Origin of the sequence: Pseudomonas pisciculturae (assembly GCF_015461805.1) — a bacterium.
Classification (GTDB): Bacteria; Pseudomonadota; Gammaproteobacteria; order Pseudomonadales; family Pseudomonadaceae; genus Aquipseudomonas; species Aquipseudomonas pisciculturae.
The window spans coordinates 1-15,708 of record NZ_JACVZE010000009.1 but is presented as its reverse complement, the minus strand read 5'-3'; the positions used below and the strand labels follow the sequence as shown (position 1 = coordinate 15,708).

Here is a 15,708-nt window from a genome sequence, read left to right as displayed (position 1 = left end):
GGATAAGCCCTCAAACGGTCTTCAGGTTCGCTCGGAATCGGTGCCCTTTCGGGACGCCTCCGACCTTACTCTTATCGACTCAGAAAATAAGATGATTCAGTTTTACAAAAAGCCGCTACTACTTAGGCTTCTTGGTACCGTACTTCGAACGACCCTGGTTACGACCTTTAACGCCGGAGGTATCCAAGGAGCCGCGTACGGTGTGGTAACGAACACCTGGCAAGTCTTTTACACGACCGCCGCGGATCAGTACCACGCTGTGCTCTTGCAGGTTGTGACCTTCACCACCGATGTACGAGGAAACCTCGAAACCGTTGGTCAGGCGCACACGGCATACTTTACGCAGTGCCGAGTTAGGTTTTTTCGGCGTGGTGGTATACACACGGGTGCATACGCCACGACGTTGCGGGCAGTTCTGCAGCGCAGGTACGTCGGATTTCTCGACGATACGCTTACGCGGCTGACGTACCAGCTGGTTGATAGTTGCCATCTACTAGCTCCACTGTTGTCTTGCGACGCTATTGTCTTGCAAGAAAAGCAAAATGGCAGGAACGAATTCCCGCCAAATTTAGGGGTACAAGAGTCTAAAGAGGATCTTGCCCCCAGTCAAGGCAAGGCCCCGACCTCCCCTCTCGTCGAACCGGGGCAAAATTGCCTCGATCCGACGAATGGGGCTGCCAGGGCCCAGACTTATTTATCGCAGAACTCAGTTACCGCTTGAGTTCAGCGCTTCGGTCAGTGCAGCTTCCACTTCACTGGCGCTTACGCGCAGCGGCTTGTCAGCTTCACGGCGACGCTTGCGCTCGCTGTGATAAGCCAAACCGGTACCCGCTGGGATCAGACGACCCACAACCACGTTTTCTTTCAGGCCGCGCAGGTAATCGCGCTTGCCAGTTACCGCTGCTTCGGTCAGTACGCGAGTGGTCTCCTGGAAGGAGGCCGCCGAGATGAACGACTCAGTGGACAACGACGCCTTGGTGATACCCAGCAGTACGCGAGTGAACTTGGAAACGAATTTCTCGTCGTTCGCCAGGCGCTCGTTCTCTACCAGTACGTGAGTCAGTTCCATCTGGTCGCCCTTGATGAAACTGGAATCGCCGGATTCAGCGATTTCAACTTTACGCAGCATCTGACGCAGGATGGTCTCGATGTGCTTATCGTTGATCTTCACGCCTTGCAGGCGGTAAACGTCCTGGATCTCGTTAACGATGTACTTGGCCAGCGCACTCACACCCAGCAGACGCAGGATGTCGTGTGGATCGCTCGGGCCGTCGGAGATAACTTCGCCGCGGTTTACCTGTTCGCCTTCGAAGACGTTCAGGTGACGCCACTTAGGAATCAGCTCTTCGTACGGATCGGTACCGTCGTTCGGGGTAATGACCAGACGGCGCTTGCCCTTGGTCTCTTTACCGAACGCGATGGTGCCGCTGACTTCAGCCAGAATCGACGCTTCTTTCGGACGACGAGCTTCGAACAAGTCGGCAACACGCGGCAGACCACCGGTGATGTCTCGAGTTTTCGAAGTTTCTTGCGGGATACGCGCGATAACATCACCGATCGCGATCTTCGCACCATCCGCTACACCGACCAGGGCGTTGGCTGGCAGGAAGTACTGAGCGATTACGTCAGTGCCTGGCAGCAACAGATCTTTGCCGTTGTCATCGACCATCTTCACGGCAGGACGGATGTCTTTACCGGCAGCTGGACGATCTTTCGCGTCGAGTACTTCAATGTTGGTCATACCGGTCAATTCGTCAGTCTGACGCTTGATCGTGATGCCTTCTTCCATGCCCACGTAGGTCACGGTACCTTTCATTTCGGTAACGATTGGGTGAGTGTGCGGATCCCACTTGGCCACGATTGCGCCAGCGTCGACCTTGTCACCTTCTTTAACCGAGATCACAGCACCGTACGGCAGCTTGTAACGCTCACGCTCACGACCGTAGTCATCAGCGATTGCCAGCTCACCGGAACGGGACACAGCAACCAGGTGGCCATCCACTCGCTCAACGTGTTTCAGGTTGTGCAGACGGACAGTACCGCCATTCTTTACCTGAACGCTGTCGGCTGCGGAGGTCCGGCTTGCCGCACCACCGATGTGGAACGTACGCATGGTCAGCTGGGTACCTGGCTCACCGATGGACTGGGCAGCGATTACGCCGACCGCTTCACCGATGTTCACCTGGTGACCACGAGCCAAGTCACGGCCGTAGCACTTGGCGCAAATGCCGTAGCGGGTTTCGCAGCTGATCGGCGAGCGAACGATCACTTCGTCGATGCTGTTGAGTTCGATGAACTCGACCCACTTCTCGTCTACCAGCGTGCCGGCAGGAACGATGATTTCTTCGGTGCCTGGCTTGAATACGTCACGGGCGATCACTCGACCCAGTACGCGTTCGCCCAACGGCTCTACAACGTCACCGCCTTCAATGTGCGGAGTCATCAGCAGGCCGTGCTCGGTGCCGCAGTCGATCTCGGTAACAACCAAGTCTTGTGCAACGTCTACCAGACGACGAGTCAGGTAACCCGAGTTAGCGGTTTTCAACGCGGTATCCGCAAGACCCTTACGAGCACCGTGAGTGGAGATGAAGTACTGAAGTACGCTCAAACCTTCACGGAAGTTCGCAGTAATCGGCGTTTCGATGATGGAACCGTCCGGCTTGGCCATCAGGCCACGCATACCGGCGAGCTGACGGATCTGCGCAGCAGAACCCCGTGCGCCCGAGTCGGCCATCATGTACATCGAGTTGAAGGACTCTTGATCAACTTCCACGCCGTGACGGTCGATAACCTTCTCTTTCGAGAGGTTGGCCATCATCGCCTTGGAAACTTCGTCGTTCGCCTTCGACCAAAGGTCGATTACTTTGTTGTACTTCTCGCCCTGGGTTACCAGGCCGGAGGCGTACTGGCTTTCGATCTCTTTCACTTCATCGGTAGCAGCACCGATGATCTGGGCTTTTTCATCCGGGATAACGAAGTCGTTAACACCGATGGAAACGCCGGAGATGGTCGAATAAGCAAAACCGGTGTACATCAACTGGTCAGCGAAGATCACGGTCTCTTTCAAACCAACCACGCGGTAGCACTGGTTGATCAGCTTGGAGATCGCCTTTTTCTTCATCGGCAGGTTGACGACGTCGTACGACAGACCTTTTGGCACAACTTGATACAGCAACGCACGGCCGACAGTAGTGTCGACGATACGGGTGCCGCTCACGCTGCCGCCGTCACGGTCGTTGACGGTTTCGTTGATCCGCACTTTGACCTTGGCGTGCAGTGCGGCTTCGCCGGCACGGAACACACGGTCAACTTCTTGCAGGTCAGCGAATATACGGCCTTCGCCCTTGGCGTTGATCGCTTCACGGGTCATGTAGTACAGACCCAATACAACGTCCTGCGACGGAACGATGATTGGCTCACCGTTGGCTGGCGACAGGATGTTGTTGGTCGACATCATCAACGCACGCGCTTCCAACTGGGCTTCCAGTGTCAGCGGTACGTGCACGGCCATTTGGTCGCCGTCGAAGTCGGCGTTGTACGCAGCACAGACCAGAGGGTGCAGCTGGATAGCCTTACCTTCGATCAGTACCGGTTCAAACGCCTGGATACCCAGACGGTGAAGGGTCGGTGCACGGTTGAGGAGAACCGGGTGTTCACGGATCACTTCGGCGAGAACGTCCCAAACCTCTGGCAGTTCGCGCTCGACCATTTTCTTGGCCGCTTTGATAGTGGTCGCGAGACCGCGCATTTCCAGCTTGCCGAAAATGAATGGCTTGAACAGCTCAAGTGCCATTTTCTTAGGCAGACCGCACTGGTGCAGACGCAGGGTCGGGCCTACGGTAATTACCGAACGACCGGAGTAGTCAACACGCTTACCGAGCAAGTTCTGACGGAAACGACCTTGCTTACCCTTGATCATGTCAGCCAAGGATTTCAGAGGACGCTTGTTGGAACCTGTGATAGCGCGGCCACGACGACCGTTGTCGAGCAAGGCGTCGACGGCTTCTTGCAACATACGCTTTTCGTTGCGCACGATGATGTCCGGAGCGGACAGATCGAGCAGGCGCTTCAAGCGGTTGTTACGGTTGATCACGCGGCGGTACAGGTCGTTGAGGTCGGACGTCGCGAAACGACCACCGTCCAACGGTACCAGCGGACGCAGGTCTGGCGGCAGAACCGGCAGAACGGTCAGCACCATCCACTCTGGCAGGTTGCCGGAACCCTGGAAGGCTTCCATCAACTTCAGACGCTTGGACAGCTTCTTGATCTTGGTTTCGGAGTTGGTTTGCGGAATCTCTTCGCGCAGACGACCAATCTCGTGTTCCAGGTCGATAGCGTGCAGCAGTTCACGGACAGCTTCGGCACCCATGCGGGCATCGAAATCGTCGCCGAACTCTTCCAGCGCTTCGAAGTACTGCTCGTCGTTCAGCAGCTGACCTTTTTCAAGGGTGGTCATGCCTGGATCGATAACGACATAGCTCTCGAAGTAGAGAACGCGTTCGATATCACGCAGGGTCATGTCCATCAGCAAGCCGATACGGGACGGCAGCGATTTCAGGAACCAGATGTGGGCAACCGGCGAAGCCAGTTCGATGTGCGCCATGCGCTCACGACGAACCTTGGCCAGTGCAACTTCAACGCCGCACTTCTCGCAGATCACACCACGGTGCTTCAAGCGCTTGTACTTACCGCACAGGCACTCGTAATCCTTTACCGGGCCAAAGATCTTGGCGCAGAACAGGCCGTCACGTTCAGGTTTGAACGTACGGTAGTTGATGGTTTCCGGCTTTTTAACTTCACCGAACGACCACGAACGGATCATCTCAGGCGATGCCAACCCAATACGGATGGCATCGAACTCTTCGACTTGACCCTGGTTTTTCAGCAAATTCAGTAGGTCTTTCAAGGCCTTTCCTCCTGGCGGAGCAGAGAGCGGGCAAAACAGCCCCGCTCTCGATTCGCGTCACGTGTTATTCGGTTTCCAGATCGATATCGATGCCGAGGGAACGAATTTCTTTGATCAACACGTTGAAGGACTCGGGCATGCCCGGCTCCATACGGTGATCGCCGTCCACGATGTTTTTGTACATCTTGGTCCGGCCGTTCACATCGTCCGACTTCACTGTGAGCATTTCTTGCAGAGTGTAAGCAGCACCGTATGCTTCCAGTGCCCAGACCTCCATCTCCCCGAAACGCTGACCACCGAACTGAGCCTTACCACCCAGCGGCTGCTGGGTAACGAGGCTGTACGAACCGGTAGAACGAGCGTGCATCTTGTCGTCTACCAAGTGGTTCAGCTTCAGCATGTACATGTAGCCAACAGTAACCGGGCGCTCAAACTTGTTGCCGGTACGGCCGTCGAACAGCTGCATCTGGCCGCTTTCTGGCAGGTCTGCCAGTTTCAGCATGGCCTTGATTTCGCTTTCCTTGGCACCGTCGAACACCGGGGTAGCCATTGGAACGCCGCCACGCAGGTTCTTCGCCAGGTCCAGGATTTCCTGGTCGGAGAAGGTGTCCAGCTCTTCGTTGCGACCGCCGATCTCGTTGTAGATCTCGTGCAGGAACTTACGCAGGTCTGCGACCTTGCGCTGCTCTTCGATCATACGGTTGATCTTCTCGCCCAGACCTTTGGCCGCGAGGCCCAGGTGGGTTTCAAGGATCTGACCAACGTTCATACGCGAAGGTACGCCCAACGGGTTGAGGACGACGTCGACCGGGGTGCCATTGGCATCGTGCGGCATGTCTTCAACCGGCATGATCACGGAGACCACACCTTTGTTACCGTGACGACCGGCCATCTTGTCGCCCGGCTGGATGCGACGACGGATTGCCAGGTAAACCTTGACGATTTTCAGCACGCCTGGAGCCAGGTCATCGCCCTGCTGCAGTTTGCGCTTCTTGTCTTCGAACTTGTCGTCCAGCAGACGGCGGCGATCAACGATGTAGGCCTGAGCCTTCTCGAGCTGCTCGTTCAGAGCATCTTCAGCCATGCGCAGTTTGAACCACTGACCATGCTCCAGACCGTCGAGGATTTCGTCGGTGATGTCCTGACCTTTCTTCAGACCTGCGCCGCCTTCAGCCTTGTGGCCTACCAGAGCGGAACGCAGACGTTCGAAGGTCGCGCCTTCAACGATACGGAACTCTTCGTTCAGGTCCTTGCGGATCTCGTCGAGCTGGGTCTTCTCGATGGACAGTGCACGAGCATCACGCTCAACGCCGTCACGGGTGAAGACCTGTACGTCGATGACAGTACCCTTGGTACCGGTAGGTACACGCAGGGAAGTGTCTTTAACGTCGCTGGCTTTTTCACCGAAGATGGCACGCAGCAGTTTTTCTTCCGGAGTCAGTTGGGTCTCGCCTTTCGGAGTGACCTTACCAACCAGGATGTCGCCTGCGCCTACTTCAGCACCTACGTAAACGATACCGGCTTCGTCCAGTTTGTTCAGTGCAGCTTCACCCACGTTCGGGATGTCTGCAGTGATTTCCTCAGGCCCAAGCTTGGTGTCACGCGCCACACAGGTCAGTTCCTGAATGTGGATCGTGGTGAAGCGGTCTTCTTGAACAACACGCTCGGACAGGCAGATGGAGTCTTCGAAGTTGAAGCCGTTCCATGCCATGAACGCAATGCGCATGTTCTGACCCAGTGCCAGCTCACCCATATCGGTGGACGGGCCGTCGGCCATGATGTCGCTACGCTGAACGCGATCACCCTTGCTCACCAGCGGACGCTGGTTGATGCAGGTGTTCTGGTTCGAGCGGGTGTATTTGGTCAGGTTGTAGATGTCGACACCGGCTTCGCCAGTTTCAACTTCGTCATCGGCAACACGAACCACGATACGGCTTGCATCAACGGAGTCGATCACGCCGCCACGACGAGCCACGACACAAACGCCGGAGTCACGGGCTACGTTACGCTCCATGCCGGTACCTACCAGCGGCTTGTCAGCACGCAGGGTCGGTACAGCTTGACGCTGCATGTTGGAACCCATCAACGCACGGTTGGCGTCATCGTGCTCCAGGAACGGGATCAGCGACGCTGCGACCGAAACTACCTGCTTCGGCGAAACGTCCATCAAGGTGACGTCTTCCGGCGCCTTGACGGTGAACTCGTTCAAGTGACGAACAGCTACCAGCTCGTCGATCAGGACTTTCTTGTCGTTCATCGTGGCCGAAGCCTGAGCGATCACGTGATCAGCTTCTTCGATGGCGGACAGGAACACGATCTCGTCGGTGACCAGAGCGTCTTTCACCACACGGTACGGGCTCTCAAGGAAGCCGTACTGGTTGGTGCGCGCATAAGCGGCCAGGGAGTTGATCAGACCGATGTTCGGACCTTCCGGCGTTTCGATCGGGCAAACACGACCGTAGTGCGTCGGGTGTACGTCACGAACTTCAAAGCCAGCACGCTCACGGGTCAGACCGCCCGGGCCCAGTGCAGATACACGGCGCTTGTGGGTGATCTCGGAGAGCGGGTTGTTCTGGTCCATGAACTGCGAGAGTTGGCTGGAACCGAAGAACTCTTTCACCGCCGCAGCCACTGGCTTGGCGTTGATCAGGTCTTGCGGCATCAAGCCTTCGCTTTCAGCCATCGACAGACGCTCTTTGACCGCACGCTCAACACGTACCAGGCCAACGCGGAACTGGTTCTCAGCCATCTCGCCTACGCAGCGAACACGACGGTTACCCAGGTGGTCGATGTCATCGACGATGCCTTTGCCGTTACGGATGTCGACCAAAGTCTTCAGGACCGCAACAATGTCTTCCTTGCACAACACGCCCGAACCTTCGATCTCGGTACGACCGATACGACGGTTGAACTTCATCCGGCCGACCGCAGACAGGTCATAGCGCTCAGGGCTGAAGAACAGGTTGTTGAACAGGGTCTCGGCAGCGTCTTTGGTTGGCGGCTCGCCAGGACGCATCATGCGATAGATCTCGACCAGCGCTTCCAATTGGTTGCTGGTGGAGTCGATCTTCAGAGTATCGGAGACGAACGGACCGCAGTCGATATCGTTGGTGTACAAGGTCTCGATGCGGACAACCTGAGCCTTGGCGATTTTAGCCAGGATCTCGGTGTTCAGCTCGGTATTGCACTCAGCCAGGATTTCGCCTGTCGCCGGGTGAACGATGACCTTGGCGGTAGTGCGACCCAGGACGTAGTCCAGAGGCACTTCCAGCGACTTGATACCGGCTTTCTCGATCTGGTTGATGTGGCGCGCAGTAATACGACGACCAGCTTCAACAATCACCTTGCCATTTTCGTCCTGGATGTCCAGCACGGCAATTTCACCACGCAGACGCGAAGCGATCAGCTCCAGCTTGAGGGTCTCGCCGCTCAGGCTGAATACGTTGGTGGTGTAGAAAGCGTCCAGCACTTGCTCAGTGGTATAACCAAGCGCGCGCAGCAGTACCGAGGCAGGCAGCTTGCGACGACGGTCGATACGCACGAACACGCAGTCTTTCGGGTCGAACTCGAAGTCCAACCACGAACCGCGGTACGGAATGATCCGCGCGGAGTACAGGAGTTTACCGGAGCTGTGCGTCTTGCCGCGGTCGTGGTCGAAGAACACGCCCGGGGAACGGTGCAGCTGGGAAACGATTACACGCTCGGTACCGTTGATTACGAAGGTACCGTTTTCAGTCATCAGTGGGATTTCGCCCATGTAGACTTCTTGCTCTTTGATGTCCTTGATCGCTTTGTTCGACGACTCTTTGTCGAAAATGATCAGACGGACTTTTACCCGCAAAGGTACGGCGTACGTAACACCGCGCAACACGCATTCTTTGACATCAAATGCCGGTTCGCCCAGGCGATAACCCACGTACTCCAGCGCAGCATTGCCGGAGTAGCTGATGATCGGGAAAACGGATTTGAAGGCCGCATGCAGGCCCACGTCGCGGAACTGATCTTTGGTCGCTCCCGCCTGCAAGAATTCACGATACGAATCCAGCTGGATAGCCAGAAGGTACGGGACATCCATGACGTCCGGCAACTTGCTAAAGTCCTTGCGGATACGTTTTTTCTCAGTATATGAGTAAGCCATCAGCGTTCCCCAGCTTGGTCACCTGCTTGTTTGGCCCCTCCGACGGGAGCAGCCAGAAAATCTCGCAAACCCCATGGTTTGCACCACCGCTTCGGGTGGCTACAGCACGTTAATGGCGGCGACCTAGTCGGCAGCCAAGAACGGAAAAAGGCCGGTGGCAAGAGCCACCAGCCATCAGCCTTCAGCTTAACGCTTGGGCTGGAGACGCAAGGTCGATGCTTACTTCAGCTCGACTTTAGCGCCTGCTTCTTCCAGAGTAGCTTTGGCTTTGTCAGCGGCGTCTTTCGACACTGCTTCCAGAACCTGGGCAGGAGCGCCGTCAACTACAGCCTTGGCTTCTTTCAGGCCCAGACCGGTCAGCTCACGAACTGCCTTGATCACGTTTACTTTCTTCTCGCCAGCTTCCAGCAGCATGACGTTGAATTCGGTTTGCTCTTCAGCAACAGCAGCAACAGCGGCTGGGCCAGCAGAAGCAGCGGCAGCGGAAACGCCGAATTTTTCTTCGAAAGCTTTGATCAGCTCAACAACCTGCAGAACCGACATTTCAGCTACGGCGTTGAGGATATCGTCTTGGGAGATAGACATTGCTGTATTTCCTGAATTGGGGGACGGCCTACTCGGCCATCGAAATAAACAAAAATACGCGAGAGAAGATGCTCAGCCTTAGGCTGCGGCGGCTTCTTTTTGCTCGCGAACTGCGGCCAGAGTACGAGCCAGCTTGCTGGTAGCGCCTTGAATCACGCTCATCAGCTGCGAAATAGCTTCGTTACGGGTCGGCAGTGTTGCCAGTACGTCGATTTGGTTAGCTGCGAGGAACTTGCCCTCGAACGCAGCTGCCTTGATCTCGAACTTATCCTGACTCTTGGCGAATTCCTTGAACAAACGGGCAGCAGCGCCTGGATGATCTTTGGAGAACGCGATCAGAGTCGGGCCGGTGAACACGTCGTTGAGGACACTGTATTCAGTGTCAGCAACAGCGCGCTTGAGCAGGGTGTTACGTACAACACGTACGTATACGCCAGCTTCACGAGCCTCTTTACGGAGTCCGGTCATAGCGCCTACTGTCACACCACGGGCATCAGCCACGACAGCGGACAGAGCAGCTTTGGCAGCCTCGTTGACTTCAGCGACGATGGCCTTCTTGTCTTCGAGATTAATTGCCACGGGTTTAACTCCTGCTTGTTACCGTTTCATCTGGCCGAGGCCGGATGTCGTTTTGGTGTCTGATTCGGTAAGGAACCGGGAGCACCATCTGCGTAGGCTTGAGGTTTAAGACTTGCGTCGCCTACGGTCTTGGATAGCCCCCGCCAGGCAGGGACCCCAATTTTTTCAATTGGCGCAATCTCTCACGCCAATTTATGTCTTATACGTCCAGCGAGCCTTGGTCGATGACCAGACCTGGGCCCATAGTGGTGCTCAGGGTAACGCGCTTGACGTAGATACCTTTCGAGGAAGCCGGCTTGATACGCTTCAGATCAGCGATCAGGGCTTCAACGTTTTCCTTCAGCTTGACGGCGTCGAAACCGACTTTGCCAACGGAAGTGTGGATGATGCCGTTTTTGTCGGTGCGATAACGAACCTGACCAGCCTTGGCGTTTTTAACCGCGGTAGCTACGTCTGGCGTTACGGTGCCGACTTTAGGGTTAGGCATCAGGCCACGTGGACCGAGGATCTGACCCAACTGACCTACAACGCGCATTGCATCCGGGGAAGCAATAACTACGTCGTAGTTCAGGTCGCCGCCTTTCATTTCGGCAGCCAGGTCGTCCATACCAACGCGATCAGCGCCGGCGGCCAGAGCAGCTTCAGCTGCCGGGCCTTGGGTGAAGACAGCTACACGTACAGTCTTGCCAGTACCGTGTGGCAGCACAGTAGCGCTACGAACGACTTGGTCGGATTTACGTGGGTCTACACCCAGGTTTACAGCAACGTCAACGGACTCGCTGAACTTGACAGTCGACAGCTCGGTCAGCAGGGCAGCAGCGTCTACAAAGTTGTAGGCCTTGCCTGCTTCGATTTTGCCGGCGATAGCCTTTTGGCGCTTGGTCAGCTTAGCCATTACACACCCTCCACGTTAAGGCCCATGCTACGAGCAGAACCGGCGATGGTACGCACGGCTGCATCCATATCAGCTGCAGTCAGATCCGCGTTTTTGGTTTTCGCGATTTCTTCCAGCTGAGCACGAGTTACAGTGCCGACTTTAACGGTGTTAGGACGAGCGGAACCGCTAGTCAGACCAGCAGCCTTCTTCAGCAGAACCGAAGCCGGAGTCGACTTGGTTTCGAAAGTGAAGCTACGGTCGCTGTATACAGTGATGATCACTGGAGTCGGCAGACCTGGCTCAAGACCCTGAGTACGGGCGTTGAAGGCCTTGCAGAATTCCATGATGTTCACGCCGTGCTGACCCAGAGCCGGGCCGACAGGTGGACTTGGGTTGGCCTGAGCGGCCTTCACTTGAAGCTTGATGTAAGCGGTAATCTTCTTGGCCATGAGGCACTCCAATTACGGGTTCAAACGCCTCGAAAGGCTCCCCGGTTACTTGCGCGTTTATCCCAGTGACGACAAAACCCCACAGCCTAAGGCTGCGGGGTTGGGATGCTTGAACAGCTAGACCTTCTCGACCTGGCTGAACTCCAACTCTACCGGAGTAGAGCGACCGAAAATGAGCACTGCCACTTGGATCCGGCTCTTTTCGTAGTTAACTTCTTCGACGGTGCCGTTGAAATCAGCAAACGGACCATCTGTAACACGAACAACCTCACCCGGCTCGAACAACGTCTTCGGCTTAGGCTTGTCGCTACCATCAGCAACACGTCGCAGAATCGCTTCTGCTTCTTTGTCGGTGATCGGAGCAGGCTTATCAGCGGTACCGCCAATGAAACCCATAACACGAGGAGTGTCCTTGACTAAGTGCCAAGTACCTTCATTCATGTCCATCTGAACCAGCACGTAGCCAGGGAAGAACTTGCGTTCGCTTTTACGCTTCTGACCATTCCGCATTTCAACCACTTCTTCAGTGGGAACCAGAATTTCGCCGAAGCCATCTTCCATGCCTGCCAGCTTTACGCGCTCCAGCAAAGAGCGCATAACATGCTTCTCGTAACCCGAGTAAGCATGAACAACGTACCAACGCTTAGCCACGGGACACCCTTAGCCAACAATCAAGGAAACAAGCCAGCCGAGCAGGGAATCAAGCCCCCACAACAGCAACGCCATAACCAGAACAACAGCCACTACAATCAACGTGGTCTGCGTGGTTTCTTGGCGAGTCGGCCAAACGACTTTACGTATTTCGGTGCGAGCTTCCTTTACCAGCACTGCAAACGACTTACCTTTAGCCGTCTGCAAACCTACAAAGGCAGCTACAGCAGCAAGGGCAAGCAAAGCGAGTACGCGGTACAGGATCGGCGAAGCAGAATAGTACTGATTGCCAACAACGCCTACGACCACCAAGGCAACTACTGCTAGCCACTTGACCAGATCGAAACGAGAGCTTTGAGCTTCAGCCTTAGGAGTCATCTATGAAGATCCTGTGAAAAGAAAGCCAGATACACCACGTGAATCTGGCAGGTCAGGAGGGAATCGAACCCCCAACCTACGGTTTTGGAGACCGTCGCTCTGCCAATTGAGCTACTGACCTAAAACAAAATCAGGCCGACCATTATGCAGGCCTGAAAAAGACTTTACAACAACCAACCCCAACAGACTTGAAACCACCTGGCGCAAACGCCAGCAACACCAGAATCAAGCCGAGGCAGCTGTTAAAACAAAGGCAGATATTTTCATATCTGCCTTGTTATATGGAGCTCTTGAGCGGATTTGAACCGCTGACCTCACCCTTACCAAGGGTGTGCTCTACCAACTGAGCTACAAGAGCAAAACACCTTGCACAACCTGCAAACTTGGAGCGGGTAGCGGGAATCGAACCCGCATCATCAGCTTGGAAGGCTGAGGTTCTACCACTAAACTATACCCGCGGAGCTTGCAGCTCACGCTAAAAATGGTGGAGGGGGAAGGATTCGAACCTTCGAAGTCGTAGACGTCAGATTTACAGTCTGATCCCTTTGGCCGCTCGGGAACCCCTCCTAAGCGAGCCGGCATTTTACATCACGCCGACCTTCTGTCAAGCATTTTCTCATTTAAATTATGAGGTTAGCTGCATTGACGATCGCTTCACCCTGTTGACCTTAAAGGTCTTCACTGCGAAGCGGGCGCCATTCTATGCAAACTATTCGAGAGTTGCAACGCCTTCGCACAACATTATTTTATGTTTTAACTCATTGAATTCCTTAGCAAGGTTTTCAAAGGGCAGATCGTCCGCCAGGCGTCGGCTTTCAGGAGCGACACGAAGCCAATAGCCAGAGGCATCAGCAGCGCTAAGCAATTGAAGCTTGACCTTTATATCCAGGCTTATGAGCCGCTGCTCAATGGACTGCGCTTGACGCAGATCTGCAAAACCACCGATATAAAGACAGGTGTTTTGCCCTTCAGCGATCTTTGCTCGATCCCTTCGGGCGACCGCATCAGAGGACTCACTGAGGAGTCGGATATCCTGCTGAGAGCCCTTGTAGAGACTCAGAGGCGTTACATCTTTCGCACGCAACGGTGCTTCTTGCTGATGCCATATGTAGTAGAAGGCGTTGAGAACAAGCAGAAGCAGAAACAGCCAACGCATAAAAAACCTCAAGACAAAGGGCAAGCCATCGCCAGACCAACGAAAACCAGATCGGGAACGAGTCGCGCCTGCGGAACAGCATCCGAGACCAACTCAGCGTCACCACCCGTCAGGAACACAGTGAAGTCGTCCCCCCAATAGGTGCGCGCCAGCTCAAGCTGAGTCAGCACAAACCCCCTGAGCATCAGCGTACAGCCACGCTCCACAGCCTCAACCGTGGTGTGACCAGGAGAGAGGCACCCCAGCGCTCTTTCAGCGGCGGCATCGTCATACCGGATCTTTCGGGTATGAGTTCTCAACTGATTACGCATCAGCGGCATACCAGGACAAATGAAGCCGCCCAAATGCTCGCCATTTACCGCAATAAAGTCTGCAGTTGCCGCAGTACCAAAATCCAACACCAGGCATGCGCCAGACGCCAACTTGAATCCACCTAGCATCGCCAACCAACGGTCAAGACCAAGGCGCTCGAAATCCTCGTAGCCGTTTCGCACTCCGCCCATCTCTCGCGCAGGAGCTGCACAGGAAACGACCACCCCAAAGGCCCCCACCAGGGCGCCTACCAGCTTATCCGTCTCCTCCAGCGCCCTGACGCTTACCAAACGACAACGCGTGAGCAACAAACCGGGAAGCGTATTCAAACTATCAATTAACGCGATATCTGAGCCAACCACACCTTCAGCGCGGACCGTTGCACACCCCGACTCGAGCACGCGCCACTTGATAAAGCTGTTTCCACAGTCGAGCTCAAGAATCATCACGCAACCTCAGGCTTAGCTCACCGCCGCTGTATATTTTTTCAATCCCATCAACATTTAGACGCAATGCGCCTTGGCGATCCACGCCGAGCACTTCACCATCAATCTGGCTAGTTCCCGCGATAAGCGATACACGCCGACCTTGCCACAAGTGATTCTGCTCCCACTCCCGCTGGAACGCCGCAAAACCCGATTCCCTATGTCGCTCCAGATAGCTGTGCAATTGCGCACCCAACCGTGCGACCAGATGATTCCGATCAACAGCAGAGCCTGTTTCGAGCCGCACCGAAGTCCACTGCTGATCGACTTCCTCAGTTTTCTGCATATTCACGTTGATTCCGACCCCGATTACAACGTGACAGATGTCAGCTGGATCACCCACCAGTTCGAGCAAGATCCCGGCAATTTTCTTATCGGCCACAAGAACATCATTGGGCCACTTCAAGGCAGCCCCCTGAACTCCCGACTCACGTAGCGCCTGCATGACAGCAAGACCAACAACGAGACTTAAGCCCTCCAATTGCCGAAGGCCGCCCTCAATACGTAGCACGAGACTGTAATAAACGTTTTGGGCAAATGGACTGACCCACTTACGGCCACGCCGCCCCCGCCCTGCCGTTTGCTGCTCCGCAAGCACCAAAAACGGGGCGTTATGGCCACTGCTAACAAAACGCAAGGCCTCTGCATTAGTGGAGTCGGTTGTATCAAGAATATGTACAGGCCATGCCGAGGCAGGAGCATTCAGCAAGATAGACTCAGCATTCAAGAAAACCAATGGCGATGCCAACTGGTAACCCTTTCCGCGGACCTTGTGGATAGGCAGATTTAACTCAGCCTCCAGGTGCTGGAGCTGCTTCCACACTGCACTGCGGCTGACACCCAAAGCAGCGCCAAGCGCTTCTCCAGAGTGGAAATGGCCGTCTTTCAGTAGTTTTAACAACGTCAGCATGCAGGTATCGCCTCACAATGAGGCAGGCATAATAGCCATGCTCAAGGCCATTGCATAGAAATGGCGGACTTTAGCACCACGTAAAAACGCACCTTGTAGACAGACTTTTCTCGCGCCCAAAACAAAACCCCATCTGCTTTCGCAAATGGGGTTCTGGAATTTAATCTTGACGATGACCTACTCTCACATGGGGAAACCCCACACTACCATCGGCGATGCATCGTTTCACTGCTGAGTTCGGGATGGGATCAGGTGGTTCCAATGCTCTATGGTCGTCAAGAA

General features: G+C 55.2%; 12 protein-coding genes, 4 tRNA genes and 1 rRNA gene. All 17 read right to left on the bottom strand.

Going from position 1 to position 15,708, the window contains the following annotated elements:
* Nucleotides 1-118: 118 nt before the first annotated feature.
* Nucleotides 119-490, bottom strand: a complete 372-nt coding sequence (gene rpsL, locus ICY20_RS22435) for a 30S ribosomal protein S12 (RefSeq protein WP_002555494.1) — start codon at nt 488-490, stop codon at nt 119-121.
* 216 nt (nt 491-706) lie between these two features.
* Nucleotides 707-4,906: a DNA-directed RNA polymerase subunit beta' gene (rpoC, locus tag ICY20_RS22430; protein ID WP_194938637.1), complete on the bottom strand. Its 4,200-nt coding sequence runs from the start codon at nt 4,904-4,906 to the stop codon at nt 707-709.
* 64 nt (nt 4,907-4,970) lie between these two features.
* Entirely contained in the window at nt 4,971-9,044 is a 4,074-nt protein-coding gene (gene rpoB / locus ICY20_RS22425; protein WP_159955813.1) for a DNA-directed RNA polymerase subunit beta, read from the bottom strand.
* Nucleotides 9,045-9,263: 219 nt separating this feature from the next.
* Entirely contained in the window at nt 9,264-9,629 is a 366-nt protein-coding gene (rplL, locus tag ICY20_RS22420; protein ID WP_076952597.1) for a 50S ribosomal protein L7/L12, read from the bottom strand.
* A 78-nt stretch (nt 9,630-9,707) separates the two neighbouring features.
* Complete coding sequence (rplJ, locus tag ICY20_RS22415) at nt 9,708-10,208, bottom strand: 50S ribosomal protein L10 (RefSeq protein ID WP_003176433.1); 501 nt, start codon at nt 10,206-10,208, stop codon at nt 9,708-9,710.
* Between the two features lie 199 nt (nt 10,209-10,407).
* Nucleotides 10,408-11,103, bottom strand: coding sequence for a 50S ribosomal protein L1 (rplA, locus tag ICY20_RS22410; RefSeq protein ID WP_003232403.1), 696 nt, complete (start codon nt 11,101-11,103; stop codon nt 10,408-10,410).
* On the bottom strand, nt 11,103-11,534 hold the full coding sequence (rplK, locus tag ICY20_RS22405) for a 50S ribosomal protein L11 (RefSeq protein WP_003176435.1): 432 nt from the start codon (nt 11,532-11,534) through the stop codon (nt 11,103-11,105). The genes rplA and rplK overlap by 1 nt, the downstream gene beginning before the upstream one ends.
* Nucleotides 11,535-11,651: 117 nt before the next feature.
* Nucleotides 11,652-12,185, bottom strand: coding sequence for a transcription termination/antitermination protein NusG (gene nusG, locus ICY20_RS22400; protein ID WP_003176436.1), 534 nt, complete (start codon nt 12,183-12,185; stop codon nt 11,652-11,654).
* A 9-nt stretch (nt 12,186-12,194) separates the two neighbouring features.
* The gene (secE, locus tag ICY20_RS22395) at nt 12,195-12,563 is read right to left on the bottom strand and encodes a preprotein translocase subunit SecE (protein WP_003194658.1); all 369 of its coding nucleotides are present in this window, start codon (nt 12,561-12,563) and stop codon (nt 12,195-12,197) included.
* Nucleotides 12,564-12,608: 45 nt separating this feature from the next.
* A tRNA-Trp gene (locus ICY20_RS22390) sits at nt 12,609-12,684 on the bottom strand.
* 161 nt (nt 12,685-12,845) lie between these two features.
* Nucleotides 12,846-12,921, bottom strand: a tRNA-Thr gene (locus tag ICY20_RS22385).
* A gap of 26 nt (nt 12,922-12,947) precedes the next feature.
* A tRNA-Gly gene (locus tag ICY20_RS22380) sits at nt 12,948-13,021 on the bottom strand.
* Nucleotides 13,022-13,045: 24 nt separating this feature from the next.
* Nucleotides 13,046-13,130 (bottom strand) — tRNA-Tyr (locus ICY20_RS22375).
* Between the two features lie 142 nt (nt 13,131-13,272).
* The gene (locus tag ICY20_RS22370) at nt 13,273-13,719 is read right to left on the bottom strand and encodes a hypothetical protein (protein WP_194938636.1); all 447 of its coding nucleotides are present in this window, start codon (nt 13,717-13,719) and stop codon (nt 13,273-13,275) included.
* Between the two features lie 8 nt (nt 13,720-13,727).
* Complete coding sequence (locus ICY20_RS22365) at nt 13,728-14,477, bottom strand: pantothenate kinase (protein WP_194938635.1); 750 nt, start codon at nt 14,475-14,477, stop codon at nt 13,728-13,730.
* The gene (gene birA / locus ICY20_RS22360; protein WP_194938634.1) at nt 14,467-15,426 is read right to left on the bottom strand and encodes a bifunctional biotin--[acetyl-CoA-carboxylase] ligase/biotin operon repressor BirA; all 960 of its coding nucleotides are present in this window, start codon (nt 15,424-15,426) and stop codon (nt 14,467-14,469) included. Before birA ends, ICY20_RS22365 begins: the two co-directional genes overlap by 11 nt.
* A 164-nt stretch (nt 15,427-15,590) precedes the next feature.
* Nucleotides 15,591-15,706 (bottom strand): 5S ribosomal RNA (gene rrf / locus ICY20_RS22355).
* Between the last annotated feature and the right edge of the window lie 2 nt (nt 15,707-15,708).